The organism is Serratia sp. G204Y, from assembly GCF_051172435.1.
GTDB classification, from domain to species: domain Bacteria; phylum Pseudomonadota; class Gammaproteobacteria; order Enterobacterales; family Enterobacteriaceae; genus Serratia; species Serratia sarumanii.
The window spans coordinates 461,041-485,295 of sequence record NZ_JBPIZA010000001.1; the positions used below are offsets into that span (position 1 = coordinate 461,041).

Below are 24,255 nucleotides of genomic sequence, written 5' to 3' on the forward strand. Positions count from 1 at the left end.
ATGGCCGCCGTCGATCCCCAACTGGCTGCCGAACGCGCGGTCAGCCTGCCGGAGCTGCTCACCAGCCGCGAATGCCGTCAGGCGCGCCAGCAGGCGTGGCTGGCGCAGCACGAGTGCACGCTGCTGGTGCTGACGCTGGTGGTGCCCGGCCCGGTGAAGGACAGCGCGCTGACGCGCGGCATCTTCAATCTGGGGTGGGCGGCGCTGCTGCGACTGTGCGCCGAACAGGGTTGGCCCAGCCCGCAGGCCGAGGCGCTGGCGCTCTCCACCGGCTGCGAAGGGTTTGTCGCGCTGCGCGCCGATGCCCAGCGGGTGAAGGACTGCGCCATGCAGCTGGAGGTGAGCCGCCCGATCGGCCGGCTGTGGGATATCGACGTGCTGGATACGCAGGGGCGCATTTTGTCGCGCCGCGACATCGGCCTGCCGGAACGGCGCTGCCTGCTGTGCGGCCAACCGGCCAAGATCTGCGCCCGCCAGCGGCGGCACAGCAGCGAGCAGCTGCTGCATGAAATGGAAAGGATGTTCAACGATGCGATCTCTGCCGATTAACCTGCCCGCCCACCGTGCCGAACCGGCCTGCGATTTCGCCCGCGCCGCTTTCCGCGCGCTGCTGGTGGAAGTCAATCTCACGCCCAAGCCGGGGCTGGTGGATCGCCATAACACTGGCGCCCACCGCGACATGGATCTCGGGCACTTCTATCGCAGCGCCCGCGCCATCGGCGTGTGGCTGCCGCGCTTTATCGAACGCGGGCGCGAGGACGTCGCTTTGCCGGCAGAGCAGCAGCTGGCGCGGCTGCGGCCGCTCGGCCTGGCCTGCGAAAACCAGATGTTCCGCGCCACCGGCGGCATTAACACCCACAAGGGCAGCGTGTTCTCGCTCGGGTTGCTGTGCACCGCCTTCGGCCGCCTGCAGCAGCAGGGCCGCGCCATCGGCGCCGAAGCGCTGTGCGCCGAGGTGGCGGCGATGTGCCGGGGGCTGGTGGATCGCGAGCTGCGGTGCAACAACGCAGGGCAGACCGCCGGCCAGCGGCTGTTCGCCGCGCACGGGTTGAGCGGCGCACGCGGCGAGGCGGAGGCCGGTTTCCGGCTGGTCATTGACGGCGCGCTGCCGCTGTATTGGCAACGGCTGGCCGCCGATGGCGACGAACAGCGGGCGCTGCTGGACAGCCTGCTGTGGCTGATGGCCCACAACGACGACACCAACGTCGCCTCGCGCGGCGGCCTGCACGGGCTGCGCTGGCTGCGGCGCCGGGCGGCATTGCTGCTGGCGCAGGGCGGCTCGGCGGGGGAGGCGGGTCTGGCGCGCCTGCGGCGCTTCGATGCCGACTGCATCGCCCGCAACCTCAGCCCCGGCGGCAGCGCCGACCTGTTGATAGTGACCTGGCTGCTGGCGCAGCTGGGTGCCCAAGAATAATAACCAAGCCTTCAGGAGAGTCCCTATGTCCCAAACCCAGGAAAAGATCTGGAAAGCGATAGCGCCGCTGGCGGTGCTCGCGATCCTGTTATTGATACCGGTTCCCGACGGCATGCCGCCGCAGGCCTGGCACTACTTCGCCATCTTCGTGGCGATGATCGTCGGCATGATTCTGGAGCCGATCCCGGCCACCGCCATCAGCTTTATCGCGGTGACCGTCAGTGTGCTCAGCGCCAACTGGGTGCTGTTTGGCGCGCAGGAGCTGGCGGAGCCGGGCTTCAAAGCCGGTAAAGAGGCGCTGAAATGGGGGCTGGCGGGTTTCTCCAGCACCACCGTCTGGCTGGTGTTCGGCGCCTTTATCTTCGCGCTGGGCTACGAGGCCACCGGGCTGGGGCGGCGCATCGCGCTGTTCCTGGTGAAGTTCATGGGCAAGCGCACGCTGACGCTGGGCTATGCGGTGGTGATCATCGATATCCTGCTGGCGCCGTTCACACCGTCCAACACCGCGCGCACCGGCGGCACGGTATTCCCGGTGGTGAAAAACCTGCCGCCGCTGTTCGACTCCTTCCCCAACGATCCCTCCTCGCGCCGTATCGGCGGTTACCTGATGTGGATGATGGTGGTCGGTACCAGCATCAGCTCCTCGATGTTCGTCACCGGCGCCGCGCCGAACGTGCTGGGCATCGAGTTCGTCGGCAAGATCGCCGGGGTGCACATCAGCTGGATGCAGTGGTTCCTGGCGTTCCTGCCGGTCGGCCTGCTGCTGCTGATCATCGCGCCGCTGATCTCCTACTACCTGTACAAACCGGGCGTGACCCACAGCAGCGAAGTGGCCGCCTGGGCGGATACCGCGCTGGGGGAAATGGGCAAGCTGACGCGCAAGGAATACACCCTGATCGGCCTGGTGCTGCTTAGCCTGTGCCTGTGGGTGTTCGGCGGCAAAATGCTGGACGCCACCGCGGTGTGTCTGCTGGCGGTGTCGCTGATGCTGGCGCTGCACGTGGTGTCGTGGAAAGAGATCACCAAATATTCCAGCGCCTGGAACACGCTGGTTAACCTGGCGACGCTGGTGGTGATGGCCAACGGCCTGACGCGTTCCGGCTTTATCGACTGGTTCGCCCAGACCATGAGCACCCACCTGGACGGCTTCTCGCCGAACATGACGGTGGTGGCGCTGGTGCTGGTGTTCTACTTCGCCCACTACCTGTTCGCCAGCCTCTCGGCGCACACCGCCACCATGCTGCCGGTGATCCTGGCGGTCGGCAAAGGGCTGCCGGGCGTGCCGATGGAGCAGCTGTCGATGTTGCTGGTGCTGTCGATCGGTATCATGGGCGTGCTGACGCCGTACGCCACCGGCCCGGGGGTGATCATCTACGGCTGTGGCTACGTGAAGTCGAAAGACTACTGGCGCCTGGGCGGCATTCTCGGCGTGGTGTACATCGCCGCGCTGCTGCTGATCGGCTGGCCGATCATGAGCCTGTGGTACTGAGTTGAAGCCACGCGGCCACCGTCCGGTGGCCGCGGTTACGATCCTTTCCCGTGAACCCTGTCACACACTTGTCACACTAACCCCGCCATCATACTCAGGCAAACGCTAACACCTTAAAAATAATCATTTTCCGGGAGCCTCTGCGGATGAGAAAAAAAACCTTATTGCTGTGCCTGCCTTTGTTATTCACCGGGAACGCGCTGGCGGAAGCCGGCGGTTATCAGCTGGAACAGGTGCTGGTCATGAGCCGCCATAACCTGCGCGCGCCGCTGGCCAACAACGGCAGCGTGCTGGCGCAGTCTACGCCGAAGGCCTGGCCGGCCTGGGAAACGCCGGGCGGCCAGCTGACCACCAAGGGCGGGGTGCTGGAAGTGTATATGGGGCACTACTTCAACGCCTGGCTGAAGCAGACCGGCCTGTTGCCGAAAGAGGGTTGCCCGACCGCCGGCAGCGTGTACGTCTACGCCAACAGCCTGCAGCGCACGGTCGCCACCGCGCAGTTCTTCAGCAACGGCGCGTTCCCCGGCTGCGACGTCAGCGTGCACCATCAGGACAAGATGGGCGAGATGGATCCGACCTTCAACCCGATCATCACCGACACCAGCGAGGCCTTCAACCAGCAGGCGCTGGCGGCGATGAACGCCGCGCTGGGCTCGCTGAAGCTGGACGCCTCTTACCAACAGCTGGCGAAGATCATCGACTACAAGGATTCCGCCGCCTGCAAGACCGACAAACACTGTGACCTGACCAAAGAAGCCAGCGTGATGAGCGCGGTGCCGGGCAAAGAGCCGGGCGTCTCCGGCCCGCTGCGGGTGGGCAACTCGCTGGTGGACGCCTTTATGCTGCAGTATTACGAAGGTTTCCCGATGAAAGAGGTGGCCTGGGGCAAAATCGCCACCCCGCACCAGTGGCAGCAGCTGGCGCAGCTGAAAGACGGCTATCAGGACTCGCTGTTCACCTCGCCGGTGGTGGCGCAGAACGTCGCCAAGCCGCTGCTGACCTACATCAACAACGCGCTGCTCGGCGAGCGCAAACCGGACGCGCCGAAGCTGACGGTGCTGGTCGGCCACGACTCCAATATTGCCTCGCTGCTGTCGGCCATGCAGTTCCAGCCGTATCAGCTGCCGCAGCAATACGAGAAAACGCCGATCGGCGGCAAACTGGTGTTCCAGCGCTGGCGCGACGCGCAGAACGACCGTGAACTGCTGAAGATCGAGTACGTCTATCAGTCCACCGAACAGCTGCGCAAGGCGACGCCGCTGACGCTGCAAACCCCGCCGCAGCGGGTAACGCTGGCGCTGAAAGGCTGCCCGATCGACAAAGACGGCTTCTGCGCCTGGAGCGATTTCGAAAAGACCATGAAAGGCATCTTGTAATGCCCAGCCTCTCTCCCGCGCGCGGGGGAGAGGCCTCTCCCCATCCCGGCTAACGCGCCGCCACGCAGGCCTTAACGCCATTTATTTTGCCCAGGGTCATTGTTGCAGGCCGTTTCGGGGGCTAACATCATCAGCCTGCCTGTTTATCATGGATACCGCCGTTGCCCACTTTTATCCGCAATATCGAATTTTTCACGCCGGACGGCTATCCGGGCCAGGTGGCGCGCTGCCATTTTGCGCTGGCGGAGTATCGTGACGAGCGTTTTCCCGAGGCGGGCTTTGCGCTGCCGGATCATCTGGCACGTGCGGTGCCGAAGCGCCGCGCGGAGTATCTGGCCGGGCGTGTTCTGGCGCGGCAACTGTTGGCGCCGCTCGGTTTTGCCGACTTCACCCTGGCGCGCGGCGAAGATCGCGCGCCGCAGTGGCCACCGGGCATCGCCGGGGCGCTGAGCCATAATTCGGATACCGCGCTGTGCGCCGTGCACCGCGAGAGCGGGCTGGGCGGCGTGGGGCTGGATGTGGAGACGCTGCTCTCCGACGTGCGGGCGGAGGAGCTGTGGGGGGCGATCGTTTCCCCGGCGGAGCGCGAGGCGTTACTGCGCGAGGCGTTGCCGTTCAATGAACTGCTGACGCTGACGTTTTCCGCCAAAGAAAGCCTGTTCAAGGCGCTTTATCCGCAGGTGCGCTGTTACTTCGATTTTCTCGATGCGCGCATGGTCGCCGTGGATATGCAGCGGCAGACGTTTGTATTAGCGCTGCTTAAGACGCTGACGCCAAATTGCCCCGCCGGCCGCCGGTTTAACGGGCGTTTTTGGCGTGAAGGTGACGATGTCACGACTTTTATTTTCTGCTAAAACACAATAATAACAGTGTGTTATTTCTTACTTTGCCGTAACGCGGATTTGCCGCAGCGGGCGGAAAGATTCATTCATCGGAGATTGACCCACGGTGGGGATCCGGTGTAATTTATCCTCCTTTTATAGCTAATGATAATTATTCGCATAAACATTATCATTGGTAAGGCGCAACAAAGGAGTGGTCTTGTGGCGACACTGACGACAGAAAACCAAACCTTCCCCGGGTTTGTGTACGCCGAACAATCGACCTTTTTGTACCGGTCCGAATTCCGTTCCCTCTCCGCCGATGGCGTGTTCGAGCGTATCGAGACGCCGGCGTTCGGCGGTGAGCAGGAAGGCAGCGCGCTGGCGCAGCATATCCGCCAGGCGTTGGCGCGCGCCAAAGCCGCCGGCCAGGAGACGCCGGTGGTGGTGGGCGCCATTCCGTTCGATACGCGCCGGCCTTCCAGCCTGTACGTGCCTGAAAACTGCCAGTTTGTCGCCAACGACAGCTTTACCCGCGCCGCGCGCCCGATGCTGCAACAGCCGCATCGCCTGGCCGCCTGCACCAGCATTCCGGACGAGCCGCGCTTCAAGCACGCGGTGGCGGAAGCGGTCAGCCGCTTTAAACAGGGCAAGCTGGACAAGGCGGTGCTGTCGCGCATCCTCGACATCGAGCTGGAGCAGCCGGTGGCGGGCCACCAGATCCTCAATAACCTGATGGTGCAGAACCCGACCGGTTACCACTTTTCCTTGCCGCTGGCCGATGGCGGCGTGCTGATCGGCGCCAGCCCGGAACTGCTGATCCGCAAGCAGGGCGGCGAGATCCACACCAATCCGCTGGCGGGCTCGGCGCGCCGTCAGGACGATCCGCAGCAGGATCGCCTCGGCAGCGAGCGCCTGATGCGCTCGACCAAAGACAAATACGAACACAAGCTGGTGATCGACGACATTCGCCGCCACCTGGCGCCATTGTGCGCCAGCCTGAGCGTGCCCAGCGGCCCGTCGCTGCTCAGCACCGGCACCATGTGGCACCTGTCCACCCGCATTCGCGGCGAGCTGCTGAACCCGAATCTCAACGTGATGCAGCTGGCCTGCCTGCTGCATCCGACGCCGGCGCTTTGCGGCTTCCCGACCGAGAGCGCCCGCCAACTGATCGCCGATCTGGAACCGCACGATCGCGGCCTGTTCAGCGGCATCGTCGGCTGGTGTGACGCCAACGGCGACGGCGAGTGGGCGATCGTCATCCGCAGCGGCCTGCTGCGCGGCAACCGGGTGAGGCTGTTCGCCGGCGCGGGCATCGTCGCCGCTTCGACACCGCAGTCCGAGTGGATGGAAACCGCCGCCAAACTGGGCACCATGCTCAACGCTTTCGGCCTGAACAGCGGCGCGCTGTAGGCCTCTTTGCGGCGCAGTGCGCGCCGCGTCATACGCTTTCGCAGGAGACAACGATGAACAACAACATGACCCGGCAGCGTGCCCGGATGGCGGTGTGCGCATGAGCATTCAAATGGATTTCACCGGCAAACGCGTGTGGGTGACCGGCGCGGCGCGCGGCATCGGCGAGCAGATCGCCCGGCATTTTTTGACGCAGGGCGCCGAGGTGGTGGGATTTGACCGCGAGTTCGCCAACCCGGATCTGCCTTACCCTTGCGTGACGCTGGACATCAGCCGGCCGGAGCAGGTGGAGGCGGTGTGCCGCCAACAGCTGGCGGAGAACCCCAAACTGGACGTGTTGGTCAACGCCGCCGGCATTCTGCGCATGGGCAATACCGAAGATCTGAGCGTGGATGACTGGCATCAGTGCATCAACGTCAACGCCTCGGGAGCGTTTTACCTGTTCCGCGCCGTGCTGCCGCACTTCAAGGCGCAGCGCAGCGGGGCGATCGTCAGCATCGGCTCCAACGCCGCGCACGTGCCGCGCGCGCAGATGGCGGCCTACTGCGCCTCCAAGGCGGCGCTGACCAGCCTGAACCACTGTGTGGGGTTGGAGATGGCGCCGTTCGGCGTGCGCTGCAATCTGGTGTCGCCGGGCTCGACCGACACGCCGATGCAGCGCGGCATGTGGCAGACCGACGACGCGCAGCAACGCACCATCGCCGGCTTCCCCGAGATGTTCAAGCTGGGGATCCCGCTGGGCAAAATCGCCCGCCCGGATGAGATCGCCAACGCGGTGTTGTTCCTGGCCTCCGATTTGGCCAGCCACATCACCATGCAGGACATCGTGATCGACGGCGGCGCCACGCTGGCCGCCTGAGTCAGACCCGCTGGCGGCGCAGCAGGTGCTGCGCACCTTCCGCCGCCAGCAGCAGCACCGCCAGCCAGATCGCCAGATAGGTTGGCCATTCGCTTTGGCCGATGCTCTCGCCGAGCAGCAGCGCGACGATCACCAGCAGCACCGGTTCCACATAGCTCAGCAGGCCGAACAGGCTGAAAGGCAGCAGACGGCTGGCGAGGATGTAACACACCAGCGCCACGGCGCTGATGACGCCGAGCAGCGGAATGCGCCAATACAGCTCGGCATTGGTCGGCAACGCCGCCGCGCCGCCGTCGCCGAAGGCGAACCAGGCCGCCGCCGGCAGCATCAGCGCCAGCTCGCACCACAGCCCGCCGAGATTGTCGGTGCCTAAACGCCGCCGCAAAATAAAGTAGAGCGGATAGCCCAGCGCCACCACCAGCGTTGGCCACGAGACGCCGCCCGCCTGATACAGCTCATTGCCCACCCCCACCATGGCGCACGCCACCGCCAGCTTTTGCAGCAGCGACAGCCGATCGCGGTAGATCAAACGGCCCGCCAGCACCATGGTCAGCGGCAGCAGAAAATAGCCGAGCGATACGTCGAGCGCCTTGCCGTGCAGCGGCGCCCACAGGAATAACCACAGCTGTACCCCCAGCAGCGCCGAGGTGAGCAGCAGGCCCAGCAGACGCTGCGGCCGTTGGCCGATCCAGCCCAGCGTGTCGCCCACTTTGCGCCAATCGCCGGACAGCGCCATGAACAGCGTCAGGAACGGCAGCGTTAGCAGCGTGCGCCAGCCGTAGACCTGCTCGCCGTTCAGCGGGGTGAGGGTAGAGGTGAAGTAATACATCGCGCCGAACAAGATGGAGGCGACGACCGAGAGAGTGATGCCCTTAATCACACGCATTCCTGGTGAGTGATTGATTTTATGGCGGCTACTGTAGAGAAATTTGCCGCCAACGACAATGGCGTTGCCGGGCGCTGGACAATCGGCGGCGGCGGGTTACAATGATTACTGTGTATTCATACAGGTTTTGGCGATGACAATCGATCTTTTTGAAGACGCGCTGCCGCCGCCGTGGCGCGAAGAGATCGCCCCCGGCGCGGTGGTGATGCACGGCTTCGTGCGCGATCACGGGCCTGAATTGCTGGCGGCGGTGCAGGGCGTCGTCGCCCAGGTGCCGTGGCGGCATTTGACCACGCCCGGCGGGCACGTGATGTCGGTGGCGATGAGCTGGTGCGGCAACGGCTGGACCAGCGACAGCCGCGGTTACCGCTATTCGGAACGCGACGCGCGCAGCGGCAAACGCTGGCCGGCCATTCCGCCGATCCTGATGGCGCTGGCGGACGAAGCCGCGCAGCAGGCGGGCTTCGGCCCCTTCGTGCCGGATTCCTGTCTGATGAACCGCTACGATCCGGGCAGCAAGCTGTCGCTGCATCAGGATAAAGACGAGCACGACTTCGGCGCACCCATCGTTTCGGTGTCGCTCGGGCTGCCGGCGGTATTTCAGTTCGGCGGCCTGCAACGCAGCGACCGGGCGCGGCGCATCCCGCTGGCGCACGGTGACGTGGTGGTGTGGGGCGGCCCATCGCGGCTCTGTTTTCACGGCATCCTGCCGGTCAAGGAAGGCTACCACTCGCTGGTGGGGCCGCACCGCATCAACATCACGCTACGCAAGGCGCTTTAGCTGCGGCTCCTGCGCCAGGCAGGCGACGAGATAGTCGATAAACACCCGCAGTTTGGGCGGTAGATACTGGTTAGGCGCGTAAAGCAACCACAGGCCGCCGTGATAGCTGCTGAGGAAATCCCACTCTGGCAATACCTGCACGATCTCGCCGTCGTCGAGCGCCTGGCGGGCGGTAAAATACGGCAGGCTGCCGATGCCGATATGCCGTTTCACCGCGTCCAGCCGCACGCCGGTGTGGTTGGCGGCGTAGCGGCCGCGCACGTTGACCGTCACCGTTTTGCCGCTGCGGCGGAACTTCCATTGCGCGTCGCTCGGCGTTTCGCCCAGATAGATGCAGCTGTGTGCCGCCAGATCGTGCGGGTGCTGCGGCGTGCCGTGCTGCGCCAGGTAGTGCGGCGTGGCGCACAGCAGATGGTCTATTCTCATCAACTGGCGGCCGATCAACCCGGGCGATGGGCGATCGGTAATGCGCAGCGCCAGATCGACCCGATCGTCGATCAGATCCATGTAGCGATCTTCCAGCCGCAGCCGCACGTCCACCTTCGGGTAGCGGCGCAGGAACTCCGGCATGTGCGGATGCAGCACGAAGCGCCCCACCGCCTTGGGCACGCTGACGCTGACCAATCCTTCGGGCTCCGCGGCGCCGCGCCCGCCGATCGCCATAACCGCGTCGGCGGCCGCCAACAGGGTGCGGCAGTGCGCATACGCCTCTTCACCGCTTTCGCTCAGCCGCAGTTTGCGGGTGGTGCGGTGCAGCAGCTGCAGCGCCAGCGCCTGTTCGAGCCTTGCCACGCTGCGGCTGACGGCGGAAGGCGAAGTATCCAGCTTGCGGGCGGCGGCGGAAAAGCTGCCGCTCTCTACCACCTGAACGAAAACGGCCATTTCAGGCAACAGCGCGTAAGAAAGATTTGTGCTCATGACGCAAAGGTCCATTGTGATGGCGGCGGATTATCCATCGATTATGACATGAATATAATGGCTCTTCGAACCGAGGAGAAAAATGATGACCGAACGACGTTATTACTACAGCGACGATGTACAGGGCCAGGCGCAGGTGTTGAGCTGTACGCCGGCCGAGGCGGGCGCCTACGCCGTAGAGCTGGACGCCACGCTGTTCCACCCGCAGGGCGGCGGCCAGCCGTCCGACGTGGGGACGTTAGGCGGCGTCGCCGTGCTGCGGGTGCAGCAGCAGGGGGATAGCGTGGTGCACTTTACCGCCGCGCCGCTGCCGATCGGGCCGGTTACGCTGCAAATCGATGAGGCGCTGCGCCGCCTGCACGCCCGCTGGCACTCCGGCGGGCATCTGATCGGCTGGCTGGGCGAAACCCGCGGGTGGCGGCCGGTCAAGGCGCATCATTGGCCGGGGGAGGGGCGCATCACGTTCGCGCCAGGGCCGGATGCGCAGACGATAGAAGCGGACTTTTTGCAGGTGGAGCTGGCGCGCTTGATAGCCGCCGATCTGCCACGCCGGCAACAGGCGGTGGATGGGATGCGCCAGGTCGGTTTCGGCGAACTGCCCGCCTACGGCTGCGGCGGCACCCATGTCGCCGCGCTGGGCGAGGTGGGCGCGATCGCGATCACCGGCGTAAAGATGAAGAAGGGGCAGCTGATCGTGCAGTATGAGCTGGGTTGAATAAGGGGCTTCAGCGCCCGGCCTGCCGCAGCTGGGTGCAGAACGCGCATTGGCATCCCGCCACCGGCACCGCCGCGCAGCTGCCGATGTTCACCGGCTGGGCGTCCATGGCGTGAAAGCCGTAAAACAGATTTTCGATGTTTTGTTCCGCCGCGCGCGCCTGTTCCGGGCGCGGTTCGGGCACTTTCGACTGAAACGCCGCGGCCTTGCCGGCCAGCAGGCAGAGAAACAGCAGCGACAGCTGGATTTTCATCGTCGTCTTCCTTTGGCTGAAGTTGTGATACGTTATAACAAAACCCCATCAATGCCAAGCGGCGGCGCTGCCGCCATTCACGGTATTTTTACGCACGGCAACAGTTCCTCATTCAAATAACACTTCGACACATTTCTTGCCGCTACGCTGACTAATAATTCAAATTACAAAAATTGCCTCACTAAACGAATATTTAGATACTCGCTGTGCGGCCTGGCCAGTGCTGACACGTTTTTAAATTCTGAGCATACAGAAAGATGCCTCTGTAGGTATCGTCACGCACTCTGGACAGGACATCGCCACCATGGGCTCTTTTTTTAAGCAGATCTACCGCTATTCCCACGCGCGCCCTTATCGGCATAACGAAAACCTCTGGCCCTACGTGAAGATTGCGCGCGGCGAGGGCGGTGAAATCGCCGCCTTATGGTACAAGCACCGGCCGGTGCCGATCGTCCCGCTGAGCGAACTGCGCAACAGTTGCCGGGGGCCGGCGTTGTTGACGGCTACCGGCCCGTCGGTGAAGGCGCTGCGTTTCGAAAATATTCCCGCCATGCCCGCGATCGGGGTCAACGGCGCCTATTGCCTGCATCGGCAGGTGGATTTTCACTTCTACGTCATCGTGGACATGGGGTTTATCGATAACCGCCCGGAGATCGTGCGCGATGTCATTCAACGGCCGGCGCTGACGCTGTTCACCACCGTGCACGGCGTGGCGCGCATTCTCGATCGTTTTGGACAGGCGGCGATCGGCTGCCGATTGGCGATTGTCGAAGACGCGGCCTGCAAGATTTACCGTCCCCGGATCGACAGCGACGCGCTGTGGGATCACTACTGCCGGGAAAACGGGGTGGAGTTTTGCATCGCGAACCGCACGCTCGGCTTCAGCCAGGATATCCGCTGTGGCATTTTCGATGCCGGCACCGTGGCCTATTGGGCGCTGCAAATCATCGCCTATCTCGGCTTCAAGCAGCTGTTTATCGCCGGACTGGACATGAACAACTTCCACCAGCCGCGCTTTTACGAAACCGAGCAGGATCGCTTGCCGACGTTCCTGGCGGACAAGGTGGCGTCGCTGGTGATCCCCGCTTTTCGACACGCCGGCGCGATCATGAAAAAGCAGCAGATCGCGATTAAAAACCTCTCCCTGCACAGCGCTATCGGCAGCGATATCTTCGAGAAGGTGGACGGCAATGTTTACTTTCAGCAAGCCTGAGCGGTGTTATCGCTTTGGTAGCGCGCTGTTTTTAGCCTTCGCGTTTTTCAGCGCGATCTTTTGCGGGCAGACCCGCGTCAATAACCTGTTTCATCTGGCGGCGCTGCTGTGGCTGGCCGCCGTGTTCACCTGGCCGCCGCTGCGGCGGCAGCTGTGGGACAATCGTCAGGCGCGCAGGGGCGGCGGGCTGGCGCTGATATTTTTGCTTTATTATTCCCTCAGCGCGTTGTGGGGCGAGACGCCGGGCGACATGCCGTCGGCCCTGACCCACAGCGCTTATATCCTGCTCTATCTCGCCTGGCTGGTGACGCTGCTCGACGGTGAGCGGCGTCATCAACTGCAGTGGGCGATGCTGGCCGGCATGACGGCGCTGTGCTTGTATCTGACGCTGGTCGACGCCCCGTCGATTTATCATCTGCGGGAAACCACCGCCCGCAATCCGGGGCCGAGCAACGTGATCGATCTGGCCGGTTACGCCGCCATCGCCATTTTGTTGAGCCTGATGATTTTCCGCGATACCGGGCAAAAAGCGGCGCTGTGCTTTATCCCGCCGCTGCTGGCGTTCATGGTGCTGACGCAAAGCCGCGGCCCGCTGATCGCGCTGGCGCTCGCGGTGGTGGTGGCGATGCCTTATCGACACCGGCCGGGACGGTGGCTGTGGTTTCTGTTGCCCGGCGCGCTGGCTGTGGTTCTCGCCGTCGTTTACAGTGCGATCGGCGAAATGTTGCTGACGCGCTTTGGCGAGCTGTATCAACAGAGCTTTGTTCGCATCAGCATCTGGCGCCACAGCCTGGCGCTGATAGAACAGGCGCCGTTCTTCGGCTACGGCTTTGACAAGCAGCTTAACTTTCTCAATTACACCGGCGAGTTGAACCACACCACGCACAGCCTGTACCTCGGCGCGTTGCTGAAGGGCGGCTGCGTGGGTTTCCTGTTGCTGCTGGCGCTGCTGGGATACGGCGCGCGGCTCGCCATCGCACACTGGCGCGCAGGGCGGCGCTGGGAGGCGGGCCTGTTTCTGTTTATGCTGGTGTTCTACAGTTCGCAGGGCATGTTTGTGATCGCCAATCCGGCGGAGTTTTGGTACCTGTTTTGGCTGCCGCTGGCGTTGCTGCTGTCGCAGCCTAAACGGATCGGGACTGTGCGGACGGCAGCGCCGCCAGCGTCTTCTCCAGCACCTGTTCCGCCGCGATGATGCTGAGCGGTTGGCGTCGCTCAGCGGCACTCAGCGCGGCGCTGTCAACCGGCACGTGCATCACCTGATGCCGTTCGCTGTCCTGATAGGGGCCGGTATGCCGCGGGTTAGCGGTGACGAACAGGCTGACGGTGGCGGTTTTCAACGCCACGGCGAGGTGGAGCGGGCCGGTATCGCCGGTCACCAGTACCTGCAGATTGGCGATCGTCGCCAGCAGTTGCGGTAGCGTGGTCGCGCCGATATGGCTTACTACCCGCTGTTGCTGCGCCTCGCTCAAACCCGCCATAAACTCCCGCTCGAGGCTGTGCTCCGCCTTGCTGCCAATCAACTCGATCTGACAGTCGGGAGAGTGCGCCAGCAGCCGTTGCGCCAACTGAACAAAGTGGTCGACCGGCCAGCGGCGCAGCGTTTCGGAAGCGCCCATCTGAAAGCCGATCAGGATCTTGCCCGCCGGTTTGGCGCGCGCAGGGAAAGCGACGGGAATGAACATCGCCGGGTTATCGGTGCGGCAGCCCAATTGCCCCATCATATCCAGCTTGCGCTGAATCAAATGGCCGCCGGTGCTGTGGCTGACGCCGGTCAGCCAGCGCTCCATGCCGCTCGGTTTGTTGCCGTAAACGTCTTTGAACAGGTATTGGCAACCGGCGGCGATGGCGACCAGCACATCGTAAGGCGCCTTCGAGTGCAGGATGACCGCCAGCTGAGGCCGGTTTCTTCGCAGGCGCCGGATAACGCCCAACATGTCTTTGGCCTTGTGGTCCCAGTAAATCACGTCATGAAAGCAGGGGCTGCCTTCGACCAGCTGCCGGTTTTTATGGCTGGAGACCAGCGTGATTTGCGCGCCGGGATAGCGTTCGCACAGTGCGCGGATGGCGGGCGTATTGAACATCAGATCGCCGAGGGCGCTGGTGGAGAAAATCACGATGCGTTCAAAGGATTGCTGCGGATCGAAGCTCGCTGCGGGCCGGAAATTGCCCGCGATGCGGGTATAGAGACGTAAACCGGCGTTGGCCGCCGCTATTTTCCACTGTTTAGACATTGCAGTTCGCTTCCGCTTGAGATCGGCGGCCACCGTCTGGCGCCGCGTCGTATCATACAAGCGCGGCAACGGCGGGCCAATGGCCCGCAACAGATTGCGACAGATGCTAACGTTATGCTTGCAATTGCCTCCGGGCGCCGCGCTTACTCCTCCCACACCTGCGTGCTGCGCGGGCTGTCCATCTGATAATCCGAATAGGGGCGAGTGAAAAACTCGCGCCCCAGCTCGCGGGCGGCCTGCAGCGGATTGCGTGGATCGCGGGCGATCTCGCCGCGCTGATTGCCGGCGCCGTGCACCAGCCCAACGAATGCGGAATGGGTGTAGCGGCTGAACTCCTGGATCTGATGTACGATGCCCAACGCCGCGCCGGGGTAGGTCTCTTCCGACGCTACCGCCAGCCCGATGCGTTTGCCGCTCATGCGTTGGTGCACCTGTTCCGCCTGAGGGTAGGCGTTGGAATAGAAGCTGAACGAGCGATCGAAAAAGGCCTTGGTTTGCGCCGACATGCCGTACCAGTAAATCGGCGTGCAGAATACCGCGCCGTCGGACGGCAGGAAGTGCTCCAGAAACAGTTCGGCGTAGCGATCGGCCGGCGGCGGCGTATGGCGCTCATCGCTCAGAAAACTGCTCAGGTAATCATCGAGAAAATGCAGGCTGGCGGACGTGCCGGCTTCGGCGGCGCCCGCCATGATCGCCTGCGCCAGCGTGGCGCTGTTGCCGTCGCGGCGCGGGCTGCCGACCAGCACCACCAAACGTTTGGATTGATGAGTTGTACTCATGTCATGTTCCTCGGTATGAAGTGAATTCAGCTCTACTCTAGAAACAAGTAGTGGCAGGCGACAAATGACGGCTTTTCTGCCAGGATGAGCTCAACTCATCTCTAGAGGTTTCGCCATGTTCGCCACGCTGCCCGTCAACGCATTACGCACCTTTGAATCTGCCGCTCGCCTGCGCAGCTTCAAGCTGGCGGCGGCCGAGCTGGCGGTGACGCCGACGGCGATTTCGCACCAGATCAAAGCGCTGGAGCAACAGTTGGGGTTTGCGCTGTTCGAGCGGGTGCCGCGCGGCGTGCGGCTGACGCCGAAAGGCGAAACGCTGTTTGCCGGGGTGCACGGCGCGCTGCTGGACGTCGCCGCTACGCTCGAAGGCCTGCGGCCGCAGCCCAGCACAGGATCGCTGTGCGTCTCGGTCACGCACTCTTTCGCGGCGCTGTGGCTGGTGCCACGCCTGGGGCGTTTCTACCAGGCCTACCCGCACTATCTGGTGCGCCTGGAGGCCTGCGCCGAGGTGATCGATCTGCAGCAGGACGCCAGCGTGGACGTGGCGGTGCGCTACAGCCGCGCGCAGTATCCCGCGCTGCATCAGACGGCGCGGCTGGAGGAAAGCTTTGGCGTCTACGCGGCGCCGGGGCTGGCCGCCGCCGAACCGGAAAACCCGGTGCTGATCACCGTCAAATGGGGGGATTCGGCGCTGTACGACAGCGGCTGGCGCGACTGGTGCCGGGCCGCCGGCGTGGACTGGTGGCAGCGCCATGCGGCGATGCGCAGCTATCACGAGGAGCATTACGCCCTGCAGGCGGCGGTGGCCGGGCAGGGGATAGTGCTCGCGAGCTCGGTGATGGTGTCCGATATGGTGGACAACGGTCTGCTGGTGGCGTACCGGCCGGAGGTGCGCGTACCGGGCGCCGCGTACAGCGTGCTGTGCGCGCCGGGGCGCGAACGGCATCCGCCGGTCAGGGCGTTTCTCGCCTGGCTGCAGCAGGAGCTGCCGCAGGGCAATGGCACGAAATAAAAGTTTTATCGCCCTAAGCTGTGGGAATATCAGCGAACTTTTGTTTTTACTTCACTGCGAGAACCTATCATGAGCCAGCCAAGAACTTCCGATTATCCGATTGATGCGCAATTTATCGAACGCTGGTCGCCGCGCGCGATGGCCAACGACGCCATCGACGATCAAACGCTGCTGAGCTTTTTTGAAGCGGCGCGCTGGTCGCCTTCGGCCTACAACATTCAGCCGTGGCGCTTTGCCTATAGCAAGCACGGTTCCGACAGCTGGGAGAACTACCTGGAATTCCTGATCGACTTCAACCGCGGCTGGGCGCAGCATGCCTCGGCGCTGGTGGTGATCGTCTCCAAAACCACCAGCCTGAACGGCGAACGGCTGGTGGACAACCCGACCCACGCGTTCGATACCGGCGCGGCCTGGGCCAGCCTGGCGCATCAGGCGCACCTGAAAGGCTGGCTGACCCACTGCATGAGCGGCATTCACCACGACAAGATCAAAGCGGCGCTGCAGCTGCCGGACGACTATGCGGTGCACGCCATGGTGGCGATCGGCAAACCGGGTGACAAAGCCCGCCTGCCGGATTTCCTGCAGGAAAAAGAGGCGCCGTCGGGCCGCCTGCCGCTGGGCAAAACCGTCAGCGAAGGGCTGAATTTCACGCTGTGATCGCCCGTTCTTGCCGAGGCCCGCTTGGCGGGCCTTTTTTATGCGGCGAGTAAAACTTAGGGAGTATGTTCTCGCTCGCTCATTCGCTGTATATTTTATTATATAGCGATAGCGTAATGAGGAGGAAACCGTGGGAGACCATTTTGGCAAAGGGCTGTTGGCGGGGTTAAAGGCGGAGAGTCTGAAGCCGGAGACGGAGCTGTCGCGCTTTTGCTCCGACTACAAGCGCGGCTTTGTGCTCGGCTATGCGCACCATTTGGCGCAGCGCTGCGGCGACGAAAACCGGGCGGCGTTCGAGGCCGGGCAGCTGAGCCGCGCCTATGGCCTCGGCAGCGAGCCGATGAGCGAGTTTTTTTCCGGCGGCGACAGCCGGCTGGCGGAGAAGTTTTTCCGCGCCGGCTATAACCGGCCGACGCAGGGCTAGCGCGGGCGGGGCATCAGGCGGGGCTCAGCACCGCCACCATATACACGCACGGTTGATCGCTCTGGTTTTCAAAGCGGCAGTCCGCCGGTGGGCCGAGCTCCAGGCAGTCTCCCTCGGCCATGTCATGGCGCGCGTCACCTTCCACAAAGACCAACTCGCCGGATAAAACCCAGATCAGCTGGCGCTTAAAGGCATACACCGAAGCCGGCATCGGGATCGTCGCGCCGGCCGGCAGTTCGATACGCACCAGATCGAGCGGCAGATCGGTGCGCGGCGACACGTGGCGCCGCACGTAGCCGCTCTCCGGATCGACCCAGACCGGCTGATCTTCCCGGCGCAGCAGCCGGCCTTCCTGCGTTTCCGCCCGGGCGATGAGCTTGGACATGCTGAGGCCGAACGCCCCCGCCAGCCTGGCCAGCAGCATCGCCGTCGGGCTGCTCTCGCCGCGCTCGATCTTATGAACCATCGCCCGTGAGACGCCTGCCTGCTCGGCCAGATCGGACAGCGACCAGTGGCGCGCCTCGCGCTCAAGGCGAATGCGTGCGCCGATCAGCTGATTTAGATTGTCTAATTTAATATTCATATCGTAGTATTATAGTGGACAATTGGCCGGGGTAAACCATGATTATACGAAATGCGACGCTCAACGATAGCGCGGCGATTGCCGCCATCTATAACGACGCGGTGTTGAACAGCACCGCCATCTGGAATGAACAAACCGTGGATGCGGCCAACCGCGCGGCCTGGATCGGCGAACGGCAGGCGGCGGGCTACCCGGTGCTGGTGGCGGTGAACGGCGCGGACGAGGCGATCGGCTACGCGTCGTTCGGCGACTGGCGCGCCTGGGACGGCTATCGCCATACCGTAGAACACTCGGTGTATGTCCATCAGGCGCATCGCGGTGAAGGGATTGGCAAAGCGCTGTTGATCGCCCTGATCGCACGGGCGCGGGAGATCGGCAAGCACGTGATGGTGGCCGGTATCGAATCCGGCAATCAGGCCTCCATTCAACTGCATCTGGCGCTGGGGTTCCGCGAGGTGGGGCGCATGGAACAGGTGGGCGCCAAATTTGGCCAATGGCTGGATCTGACTTTCCTGCAGCTGACGCTCGACGAGCGAACGGCGCCGCCGGCGTGCTGAACCGGGGAGACAGGGCGATGAATATGCTGTTGCTGCTGATCGCGGCGGGAATGGGGCTGGTGGTGCAGAATCTGCTGATGGTGCGCATTACCGAAAGCGTCTCGACCATCCTTATCACGCTGGTGATCAACTCCAGCGTCGGTTTGCTGCTGCTGGTGGGGTTGTTGCTGGCCAAAAACGGCCTCGGCGCGCTGGCGGAAGTGACCGGCGCCGCCAGGTGGTGGATGCTGCTGCCGGGGCTGTTGGGATCGCTGTTCGTGTTCGCCGGCATCCTGGGTTACCAAAAACTGGGCGCGGCGGCCACCATCTCGATCCTGGTCGCCAGCCAGCTGTGCATGGGGCTGCTGGTGGACGTCTACCGCGCCGGCCCGGCGGCGCTGCGCGACAATCTGCCGGCGCTGGTCGGCGCCCTGTTGCTGGTGGCGGGCGCCTATCTGGTGGCGAAACGCATCTTTTGACGGCGGCAGAAAGCAAAAAGCCCGCTCGGGTTTCCCTGAGCGGGCTTCTCTAAATATGGCTCCTCTGACTGGACTCGAACCAGTGACATACGGATTAACAGTCCGCCGTTCTACCGACTGAACTACAGAGGAATCGTGTGAACGGGGCGAATAATAGCGGGGCGGTTGCGGCTTGTAAAGCGTGAAAACGCCCGACGCGCTCGTTTGCTGCAAGATTGCCCAACCTGCTGCTTTTTCTCGCTTTTATCGCTTATCCCGCGCGCAGCGCCGCCGGATTGCCCGTTGTTTGGCGCATTTGCCTGCCGATGGTGCAACGGCTGCCCTGCGCGGTGGCGCGCGTCGCCCGGCGAACGGCCGTTGACCGCCGTATATCCCGCTTCCGTGGCCGTTTACCGACTCTGGCCTGGATCTTGCTGTGGTTGCCTAACCGGATTTCGGCATTCTCAATTTAGCGGCTCGCTGGAGGCACTATGAATTTCAGACGTCTGAAGTACTTCGTGAAAATCGTCGATATCGGCAGCCTGACCCAGGCGGCGGAGGTGTTGCACATCGCCCAGCCGGCGCTCAGCCAGCAGCTGGCGACGCTGGAGGGGGAGCTGAAGCAACAGCTGCTGATCCGCACCAAGCGCGGCGTGCAGCCGACCGAGGCCGGCAACATTCTGTATGCCCACGCGCAAACCATTCTGCGCCAGTGCGAGCAGGCGCAGAGCGCGGTCAACAGCGCCGGGCAGGCGATGAGCGGCCAGGTGTCTCTCGGGCTGGCGTCGGGCAGCACCGCGGCGCAGCTGGCGTTGCCGCTGCTGCAGAGCCTGCGCGATCAGCAGCCGGGTATCCTGCTCAGCCTGCATGAAAACGGCGGCGCGGCGCTGGCCGGGCAGGTGGCTAACCAGACGCTGGACATGGCGATGGTCTACGGCGCCAAAATGCCCGCCGGGCTGCACGCCATCGCACTGATGCGAGAAGATCTTTATCTGGTGGCGACGCGCGCGGTGCCGCATCCCGGCAACAGCGTCGAGCTGCTGGACGTGGCGCGGCTAAACCTGTTCCTGCCGCGCGAGGGCGATGCGGTGCGCAATCAGCTGGAAGAGGCGATGGCGCTGCGCAAGCTGGCTGTCAACGTGGTGGGGGAGATCGAATCCTCGGGCGCGCTGAGCGCCGCGATCGCCGGCGGGCTGGGGGCGACCGTGCTGCCGGAATCGGTGGCGCGCGCGATGATCGGCCCGGCCAAAGCCTGGATGGCGCGCATCAATGCGCCGACGATGTCGGTGCCGCTGTCGCTGTGCATGTCGGGCCAACAGGCGCTGTCCGCCCCGGCGCTGCTGGTCAAAGACCTGCTGCTGTCGATCGCCGGCGGCCGCAGCCAGGAGAAGCGCGCGCTGGCGTTGGTGCGTTAAGGAAAAAATGGCCCGCCGCAGCGGGCCTGAGAACCGTTACCGGAACGGCGGCTCGTTGAAGGTGCGCAGCTTGCGCGAATGCAGGCGATCGCCCTCGGCGCGCAACAGATCGATGGCGCAGATGCCGATCTGCAGGTGCTCGGAGATCGCCCCTTCGTAGAAGCGGTTGGCCTGGCCCGGCAGTTTTATTTCGCCGTGCAGCGGTTTGTCGGAGACGCACAGCAGCGTGCCGTACGGCACCCGGAAGCGGTAACCCTGGGCGGCGATGGTGGCGCTCTCCATGTCGACCGCCACCGCGCGGCTGAGGTTGAAGCGCCGTGCCGAAGCGGAATAGCGCAGCTCCCAGTTGCGATCGTCGGTGGTGACCACGGTGCCGGTGCGCAAACGCTGTTTGACCTCTTCGCCGGGCATGCCGCTGACCATCTTGGTGGCGTCGTACAGGGCGCGCTGCACCTCGGCGATGCTCGGGATCGGAATATCCGGCGGCAGCACCACATCCAGCACGTGATCGTCGCGCAGATAGGCGTGGGCCAGCACGTAATCGCCGATCTTCTGGCTTTCGCGCAGGCCGCCGCAGTGGCCGATCATCAGCCAGGCGCTCGGGCGCAACACCGCCAGGTGATCGCAGATGGTCTTGGCGTTGGACGGGCCGACGCCGATGTTGATCAGCGTAATGCCCTGGCCGGTGCGCGAGATCAGGTGATAGGCCGGCATCTGGTGGTTTTTCCACGCCAGATCGGACACTGCCTGCTCTGGGGCACGGGTTTCCGGCGTGATGTAGGTGCCGCCGGCGCTGGAGAGGGCGATGTAGGGGCTGGCCGGATCGGCGATCTGGGCGCAGGCCCAGCGCACGAACTCATCCACATAGCGGGTGTAGTTGGTGAACAGCACGAACGGCTGGAAGTGTTCCACCGGCGTGCCGGTGTAGTGCCGCAGCCGCGCCAGCGAGAAATCCGCGCGCAGCGCATCGAAATGCGACAGCGGGAAATGGCTGTCGGTGGCGTGGTACAGGCCGTCGGCGGTCTCGTCACCGATCTGCGCCAGCTCGGTGGTGGGGAAATGCTGCGCGATGCCGGCGCTCATCGAGCGATCGAGCGCCAGGCTGGAGCCGTCGATCACGTAAGGGAACGGGATCTCCTGCTGCGACGGCGCCACTTCGATATGGGCGGCATAATCGTGCTCCAGCATCGCCAGCTGTTCGGCCAGATAATGGCGGAACAGCTGCGGCCGGGTCACGGTGGTGCTGTAGCTGCCGGGATGGGTAAAGCGGCCGAAGGCGCGGGTTTTGTTCGGGCCGGATTGCTGCCCGTCCCAGCTGACGCGCAGCTCGGGATACACGAACAGCCCGGCGGCGCGCGCCTGCGCATCCGGCAGGGTGCCGTGGCTGATAAAGTCGCTGACCGCCTGACGCAGCGCGTCTACCGCGGCGTCATATAGGGCTTCCAGTTGATCGAGTGCCTGATCGGCGCTGAGGCCGCTGCGAGGTGGGGCATAGCTCATACTTTCTCCTTGGATGTCCCGGCTCTGTAGCGGGGTTGCGGCGTTTTACCGTCACAGGTTAGCCGAAGAAAGGCGTAAAAGCTTGGTCGAAATGACGGGCGCGGCAAAGAAAATACCGCGCCCGTGAAGGCGTGGGGATCAGGAGGAGGGGGAGGCCGCCTCGACTTTCAGCGACACCAGGCCGATGCCCAGCTTTTTCGGCGTAAAGCCGCCGCTGGCGCTCTCTTTCGGCTCGGTCGGCGCCGGCGGGGTAATGCTGATCTTCTGCGCGCCGCGCGGGTTGTCGAAGCGCAGGGTGACGGTGCTGTCCTGTTCGCCGAGCGACACGAAACGCTCTTCGTCGCCGACGCGCACCGAAATCGGTTCGCCGACGTTATTGCCGTAGGCGCGGGCGCGCAGCACCAGATCGAAGCGCTTCGGCAGCGGATCGACGTAATCGATGTCGACCGCCGGCGCCAGGTTGGCGTCGGACCAGCGGCCCCACTCCTCGACGCCGGAAACGCCGGTGATGGCTTTCACCTGCTCCGGCAGGCCGGGCAGCATGAACTCGATGCTGTCCGCCCGGTACTTCATCGCCGCGTCGTCCACCTGCAGGCGAGCGACGGCGTTTTGGTAATCGGCGACGCTGTCCGCCGCCGGGGCGGTAAAGCTCACCTTGCCGCGGAAGCGATCGCCGCTGGCCTGCACGATCTGCGGCGGCGAGGCCAGGGTGCCGGAGGCCACGCAGATGTCGGTGCTCAACGCCAGTTTCGGCGCCCAGACCCGGCCGATCTCGTAGCATTTATCGACCCAGACGAATTTCTCCCCCGCGCCCAGCCCGGCCAGCTGCTTGCGCAGCGGGGTGGAAAGGTAGACGTTGAACATCGGTTCGATGCGGTTATCGCCCACCCGCAGAATGAACGGCACCTTGTAGGTGACGCCGGAGAAGCTGAAGCTGCGCTGGCGCGTATCCACGCTGTAGTCGCTGATGCGGTTTGGCAGGCCCCACTGATTGATCACCGCCGGTTTCCAGCCGTTGATTTTCTCTTCGATATTCAGGAACACCGTAGACAGCGACGGCGCCGACAGGCTGCTGCGGCCGAGGCCGATGTAGTTGTCGCCGCCCATCACGTCCAGCACCGTGGCGCCGTTGTCCAGCGTGCTGCGCTTCTCGTTGCGCTGTTCCGCCAGCGGCCGGGTGCCGTCGATGATGAAGAACAGGTTGCGGCGCTTCTGTTTGGTCAGGATATCGTAGGCGGTGTTGTTCATCGCCAGATGATCGGAGGACACCACGATCACGGTGTTGCTGAAATAGGGCGAGCGTTTGATCTTGTCGATCAGCGCGGCGATGTGTTGCTGGCTGCAGGCCACCGCGCTCAGCGAGCGGTTTTCCTTGTTCTGCCAGGCGTAACTTTTCTTGCTGCAGCCGGCGGAGATAAAGCCGTCCGGGTGATGGGTATCGACGGTCAGGGTAAATAGCGAGAAGGGTTGGCGCTGTTTGGACAGCTCGACGAATTTGCCGTACACCACGTCCAGCACGCTGTCGTCGTACCAGCCCCAGTCGTTTTTGTAGCTCGGATCGGCGACCTGTTCGCGCAGCTCTTTGAAGCCATAAACGTGGTCGAAGCCGTGGGATTTCAGGAAGGTGTCTTTACCGGCAAACGCCAGCTCGGCGCCCTGATAGAAATAGTTGCTGTAGCCGGCGGCCTTCAGCACGTCGCCCAGGCAGACGTTCTCCGGGTAGAAGGTGGAGACCGCGCTGGAGGCGTTGCCGTCGAAGGGCGCGAACAGCGGAATGCCGCACTGCGAGGCGACCATGCCGGCGATGGTATAGCCGGTGCCCGGCAGCTGCTGGGTGTTGCTGAAATCGATGCTGTCCGTGCGCAGGGCGTTCAGCTCGTCGGCCAGGCCGGGGAACAGCTCGGCGTCGAAGTAGGTGCGCTCCAGGCTCTCGGCATAGATGTACACCAGGTTCGGCCGCTTGCCCTGCACGGTCTTTTTCGGCGCCTTGTAGTAGGTGGTGAAATCGGCGGTATCGCCGACGATCTGGCTCTTGACCAGCAGCGAGATGTCCTGAAACGCCGGGGTGGTGTCGACCGAAAACAGCGCCAGCAGCACGGCGACGATGCTGTAGGCCACGCTGCTGCCTTTGGCCTTGCGGCGCAGCAGGCTGCGAGCCAGCACCGCGAAGATAAGCCCCAACGCCGCCAGCAGGCCGATGAACGGCAGCACGTATTTGCTGATGCCCGCGCCTTTGAGGCTGCTGGTGACGGTGTAGATCACCGCGTCGGTGATGCCGTCGCCGGTGAAGTAGTTGCTGGCGATCAGGATGACGTTCAGCACCAGATAGCTGCCGAGCAGCGTCAGCAGAATGGCGAACCACCAGCGGTTGGCGGCGGCCCGGGTGCGATAAATCAAAATCGACGCCAAAAAGAGAACAAACGAAACGACTGCTAAAACCATCCGCCAAACCCTGTCTGATTGAAATAAAACCGTTGCTGCCCTGGTCTGCGCCGCCGAGCGTGCCGCGGCGCGAAAAG

The 24,255-nt window shown here is 63.7% G+C and carries 25 protein-coding genes and 1 tRNA gene; 17 read left to right on the forward strand and 9 right to left on the reverse strand.

Annotated features, from left to right (window positions below; translation table 11 throughout):
• From citX to dhbA, 7 genes are all read left to right on the forward strand, one after another.
• A complete protein-coding gene (gene citX, locus ACSBQQ_RS02250) occupies positions 1-549 on the forward strand; it encodes a citrate lyase holo-[acyl-carrier protein] synthase (protein WP_033654921.1) in 549 nt (182 codons plus the stop codon).
• Positions 530-1,414, forward strand: a complete 885-nt coding sequence (citG, locus tag ACSBQQ_RS02255; protein ID WP_060427798.1) for a triphosphoribosyl-dephospho-CoA synthase CitG — start codon at positions 530-532, stop codon at positions 1,412-1,414. Before citX ends, citG begins: the two co-directional genes overlap by 20 nt.
• A gap of 25 nt (positions 1,415-1,439) precedes the next feature.
• Complete coding sequence (locus ACSBQQ_RS02260) at positions 1,440-2,903, forward strand: anion permease (protein ID WP_004940821.1); 1,464 nt, start codon at positions 1,440-1,442, stop codon at positions 2,901-2,903.
• 146 nt (positions 2,904-3,049) lie between these two features.
• A complete protein-coding gene (gene agp, locus ACSBQQ_RS02265) occupies positions 3,050-4,279 on the forward strand; it encodes a bifunctional glucose-1-phosphatase/inositol phosphatase (RefSeq protein ID WP_043147658.1) in 1,230 nt (409 codons plus the stop codon).
• A 161-nt stretch (positions 4,280-4,440) separates the two neighbouring features.
• Entirely contained in the window at positions 4,441-5,133 is a 693-nt protein-coding gene (locus tag ACSBQQ_RS02270; protein ID WP_080430333.1) for a 4'-phosphopantetheinyl transferase family protein, read from the forward strand.
• A 189-nt stretch (positions 5,134-5,322) separates the two neighbouring features.
• The gene (locus ACSBQQ_RS02275; protein ID WP_043147656.1) at positions 5,323-6,513 is read left to right on the forward strand and encodes an isochorismate synthase; all 1,191 of its coding nucleotides are present in this window, start codon (positions 5,323-5,325) and stop codon (positions 6,511-6,513) included.
• A gap of 100 nt (positions 6,514-6,613) precedes the next feature.
• On the forward strand, positions 6,614-7,372 hold the full coding sequence (gene dhbA / locus ACSBQQ_RS02280) for a 2,3-dihydro-2,3-dihydroxybenzoate dehydrogenase (RefSeq protein ID WP_060436545.1): 759 nt from the start codon (positions 6,614-6,616) through the stop codon (positions 7,370-7,372).
• A 1-nt stretch (position 7,373) separates the two neighbouring features.
• Here dhbA and rarD read toward each other — a convergent pair whose 3' ends face one another.
• Positions 7,374-8,252 carry an EamA family transporter RarD gene (gene rarD / locus ACSBQQ_RS02285; protein ID WP_435012494.1) on the reverse strand — a complete coding sequence of 293 codons (879 nt, stop codon included), beginning with the start codon at positions 8,250-8,252 and terminating at the stop codon, positions 7,374-7,376.
• Positions 8,253-8,391: 139 nt separating this feature from the next.
• On the opposite strand from rarD, the gene alkB reads away from it, so the two are divergent.
• Positions 8,392-9,039, forward strand: coding sequence for a DNA oxidative demethylase AlkB (gene alkB, locus ACSBQQ_RS02290; RefSeq protein ID WP_033635177.1), 648 nt, complete (start codon positions 8,392-8,394; stop codon positions 9,037-9,039).
• Here the strand turns inward: alkB and ACSBQQ_RS02295 are convergent.
• Positions 9,022-9,957, reverse strand: a complete 936-nt coding sequence (locus ACSBQQ_RS02295; RefSeq protein ID WP_033635176.1) for a LysR family transcriptional regulator — start codon at positions 9,955-9,957, stop codon at positions 9,022-9,024. The two genes, alkB and ACSBQQ_RS02295, sit on opposite strands and share 18 nt — an antisense overlap.
• Before the next feature lie 85 nt (positions 9,958-10,042).
• Here ACSBQQ_RS02295 and ACSBQQ_RS02300 point away from each other — a divergent pair, with 85 nt between their 5' ends.
• Positions 10,043-10,672 (forward strand): serine-tRNA(Ala) deacylase AlaX, encoded by a 630-nt coding sequence (locus ACSBQQ_RS02300; RefSeq protein ID WP_043147651.1) that lies wholly within the window; start codon positions 10,043-10,045, stop codon positions 10,670-10,672.
• Between the two features lie 10 nt (positions 10,673-10,682).
• On the opposite strand, the gene ACSBQQ_RS02305 is transcribed toward ACSBQQ_RS02300, so the two are convergent.
• A complete protein-coding gene (locus tag ACSBQQ_RS02305) occupies positions 10,683-10,925 on the reverse strand; it encodes a hypothetical protein (protein ID WP_033635174.1) in 243 nt (80 codons plus the stop codon).
• 304 nt (positions 10,926-11,229) lie between these two features.
• On the opposite strand from ACSBQQ_RS02305, the gene ACSBQQ_RS02310 reads away from it, so the two are divergent.
• The gene (locus ACSBQQ_RS02310) at positions 11,230-12,138 is read left to right on the forward strand and encodes a sugar glycosyltransferase (protein ID WP_033647918.1); all 909 of its coding nucleotides are present in this window, start codon (positions 11,230-11,232) and stop codon (positions 12,136-12,138) included.
• A complete protein-coding gene (locus tag ACSBQQ_RS02315) occupies positions 12,116-13,333 on the forward strand; it encodes an O-antigen ligase family protein (protein WP_060425952.1) in 1,218 nt (405 codons plus the stop codon). Before ACSBQQ_RS02310 ends, ACSBQQ_RS02315 begins: the two co-directional genes overlap by 23 nt.
• Here ACSBQQ_RS02315 and ACSBQQ_RS02320 read toward each other — a convergent pair.
• Both ACSBQQ_RS02320 and ACSBQQ_RS02325 read right to left on the reverse strand, forming a co-directional pair.
• Positions 13,263-14,372, reverse strand: coding sequence for a glycosyltransferase family 9 protein (locus ACSBQQ_RS02320; RefSeq protein ID WP_060427802.1), 1,110 nt, complete (start codon positions 14,370-14,372; stop codon positions 13,263-13,265). The genes ACSBQQ_RS02315 and ACSBQQ_RS02320 overlap by 71 nt on opposite strands.
• Before the next feature lie 143 nt (positions 14,373-14,515).
• On the reverse strand, positions 14,516-15,151 hold the full coding sequence (locus tag ACSBQQ_RS02325) for a flavodoxin family protein (protein ID WP_060427804.1): 636 nt from the start codon (positions 15,149-15,151) through the stop codon (positions 14,516-14,518).
• 115 nt (positions 15,152-15,266) lie between these two features.
• On the opposite strand from ACSBQQ_RS02325, the gene ACSBQQ_RS02330 reads away from it, so the two are divergent.
• The 3 genes from ACSBQQ_RS02330 (at position 15,267) to ACSBQQ_RS02340 (ending at position 17,244) form a co-directional block, all read left to right on the forward strand.
• Positions 15,267-16,163 carry a LysR substrate-binding domain-containing protein gene (locus ACSBQQ_RS02330; protein WP_060427806.1) on the forward strand — a complete coding sequence of 299 codons (897 nt, stop codon included), beginning with the start codon at positions 15,267-15,269 and terminating at the stop codon, positions 16,161-16,163.
• A 69-nt stretch (positions 16,164-16,232) separates the two neighbouring features.
• Positions 16,233-16,820: a nitroreductase family protein gene (locus tag ACSBQQ_RS02335; protein ID WP_033635168.1), complete on the forward strand. Its 588-nt coding sequence runs from the start codon at positions 16,233-16,235 to the stop codon at positions 16,818-16,820.
• 130 nt (positions 16,821-16,950) lie between these two features.
• Positions 16,951-17,244: a DUF2623 family protein gene (locus ACSBQQ_RS02340; RefSeq protein ID WP_033654910.1), complete on the forward strand. Its 294-nt coding sequence runs from the start codon at positions 16,951-16,953 to the stop codon at positions 17,242-17,244.
• 13 nt (positions 17,245-17,257) lie between these two features.
• Here the strand turns inward: ACSBQQ_RS02340 and ACSBQQ_RS02345 are convergent, their stop codons facing one another.
• Positions 17,258-17,827, reverse strand: a complete 570-nt coding sequence (locus ACSBQQ_RS02345; RefSeq protein WP_060427807.1) for a helix-turn-helix domain-containing protein — start codon at positions 17,825-17,827, stop codon at positions 17,258-17,260.
• A gap of 38 nt (positions 17,828-17,865) precedes the next feature.
• Between ACSBQQ_RS02345 and ACSBQQ_RS02350 the strand changes: the two genes are divergently transcribed.
• Together ACSBQQ_RS02350 and ACSBQQ_RS02355 are read left to right on the forward strand one after the other, a co-directional pair.
• Positions 17,866-18,384 (forward strand): GNAT family N-acetyltransferase, encoded by a 519-nt coding sequence (locus ACSBQQ_RS02350; protein ID WP_060427809.1) that lies wholly within the window; start codon positions 17,866-17,868, stop codon positions 18,382-18,384.
• A 17-nt stretch (positions 18,385-18,401) separates the two neighbouring features.
• A complete protein-coding gene (locus ACSBQQ_RS02355) occupies positions 18,402-18,842 on the forward strand; it encodes a DMT family transporter (RefSeq protein WP_060427811.1) in 441 nt (146 codons plus the stop codon).
• 56 nt (positions 18,843-18,898) lie between these two features.
• Here the strand turns inward: ACSBQQ_RS02355 and ACSBQQ_RS02360 are convergent.
• Positions 18,899-18,974: transfer RNA gene (locus ACSBQQ_RS02360), tRNA-Asn, on the reverse strand.
• 338 nt (positions 18,975-19,312) lie between these two features.
• On the opposite strand from ACSBQQ_RS02360, the gene nac reads away from it, so the two are divergent.
• Positions 19,313-20,236: a nitrogen assimilation transcriptional regulator NAC gene (gene nac, locus ACSBQQ_RS02365; protein ID WP_033635160.1), complete on the forward strand. Its 924-nt coding sequence runs from the start codon at positions 19,313-19,315 to the stop codon at positions 20,234-20,236.
• Positions 20,237-20,272: 36 nt separating this feature from the next.
• On the opposite strand, the gene ACSBQQ_RS02370 is transcribed toward nac, so the two are convergent.
• A complete protein-coding gene (locus tag ACSBQQ_RS02370; protein WP_060427814.1) occupies positions 20,273-21,736 on the reverse strand; it encodes an AMP nucleosidase in 1,464 nt (487 codons plus the stop codon).
• Positions 21,737-21,874: 138 nt separating this feature from the next.
• Positions 21,875-24,178 carry a phosphatidylglycerol--membrane-oligosaccharide glycerophosphotransferase gene (gene opgB / locus ACSBQQ_RS02375; protein WP_060427815.1) on the reverse strand — a complete coding sequence of 768 codons (2,304 nt, stop codon included), beginning with the start codon at positions 24,176-24,178 and terminating at the stop codon, positions 21,875-21,877.
• Positions 24,179-24,255: the final 77 nt, after the last annotated feature.

Bases quoted from the DNA above. Each gene is read 5' to 3' on its own strand.
- citX (WP_033654921.1), top strand. From the start codon at position 1: ATGGCCGCCGTCGATCCCCAACTGGCTGCCGAACGCGCGGTCAGCCTG.
- citG (WP_060427798.1), top strand. From the start codon at position 530: ATGCGATCTCTGCCGATTAACCTGCCCGCCCACCGTGCCGAACCGGCC.
- ACSBQQ_RS02260 (WP_004940821.1), top strand. From the start codon at position 1,440: ATGTCCCAAACCCAGGAAAAGATCTGGAAAGCGATAGCGCCGCTGGCG.
- agp (WP_043147658.1), top strand. From the start codon at position 3,050: ATGAGAAAAAAAACCTTATTGCTGTGCCTGCCTTTGTTATTCACCGGG.
- dhbA (WP_060436545.1), top strand. From the start codon at position 6,614: ATGAGCATTCAAATGGATTTCACCGGCAAACGCGTGTGGGTGACCGGC.
- alkB (WP_033635177.1), top strand. From the start codon at position 8,392: ATGACAATCGATCTTTTTGAAGACGCGCTGCCGCCGCCGTGGCGCGAA.
- ACSBQQ_RS02295 (WP_033635176.1), bottom strand. From the start codon at position 9,957: ATGAGCACAAATCTTTCTTACGCGCTGTTGCCTGAAATGGCCGTTTTC.
- ACSBQQ_RS02300 (WP_043147651.1), top strand. From the start codon at position 10,043: ATGACCGAACGACGTTATTACTACAGCGACGATGTACAGGGCCAGGCG.
- ACSBQQ_RS02305 (WP_033635174.1), bottom strand. From the start codon at position 10,925: ATGAAAATCCAGCTGTCGCTGCTGTTTCTCTGCCTGCTGGCCGGCAAG.
- ACSBQQ_RS02310 (WP_033647918.1), top strand. From the start codon at position 11,230: ATGGGCTCTTTTTTTAAGCAGATCTACCGCTATTCCCACGCGCGCCCT.
- ACSBQQ_RS02315 (WP_060425952.1), top strand. From the start codon at position 12,116: ATGTTTACTTTCAGCAAGCCTGAGCGGTGTTATCGCTTTGGTAGCGCG.
- ACSBQQ_RS02320 (WP_060427802.1), bottom strand. From the start codon at position 14,372: ATGTCTAAACAGTGGAAAATAGCGGCGGCCAACGCCGGTTTACGTCTC.
- ACSBQQ_RS02325 (WP_060427804.1), bottom strand. From the start codon at position 15,151: ATGAGTACAACTCATCAATCCAAACGTTTGGTGGTGCTGGTCGGCAGC.
- ACSBQQ_RS02330 (WP_060427806.1), top strand. From the start codon at position 15,267: ATGTTCGCCACGCTGCCCGTCAACGCATTACGCACCTTTGAATCTGCC.
- ACSBQQ_RS02335 (WP_033635168.1), top strand. From the start codon at position 16,233: ATGAGCCAGCCAAGAACTTCCGATTATCCGATTGATGCGCAATTTATC.
- ACSBQQ_RS02345 (WP_060427807.1), bottom strand. From the start codon at position 17,827: ATGAATATTAAATTAGACAATCTAAATCAGCTGATCGGCGCACGCATT.
- ACSBQQ_RS02350 (WP_060427809.1), top strand. From the start codon at position 17,866: ATGATTATACGAAATGCGACGCTCAACGATAGCGCGGCGATTGCCGCC.
- ACSBQQ_RS02355 (WP_060427811.1), top strand. From the start codon at position 18,402: ATGAATATGCTGTTGCTGCTGATCGCGGCGGGAATGGGGCTGGTGGTG.
- nac (WP_033635160.1), top strand. From the start codon at position 19,313: ATGAATTTCAGACGTCTGAAGTACTTCGTGAAAATCGTCGATATCGGC.
- ACSBQQ_RS02370 (WP_060427814.1), bottom strand. From the start codon at position 21,736: ATGAGCTATGCCCCACCTCGCAGCGGCCTCAGCGCCGATCAGGCACTC.
- opgB (WP_060427815.1), bottom strand. From the start codon at position 24,178: ATGGTTTTAGCAGTCGTTTCGTTTGTTCTCTTTTTGGCGTCGATTTTG.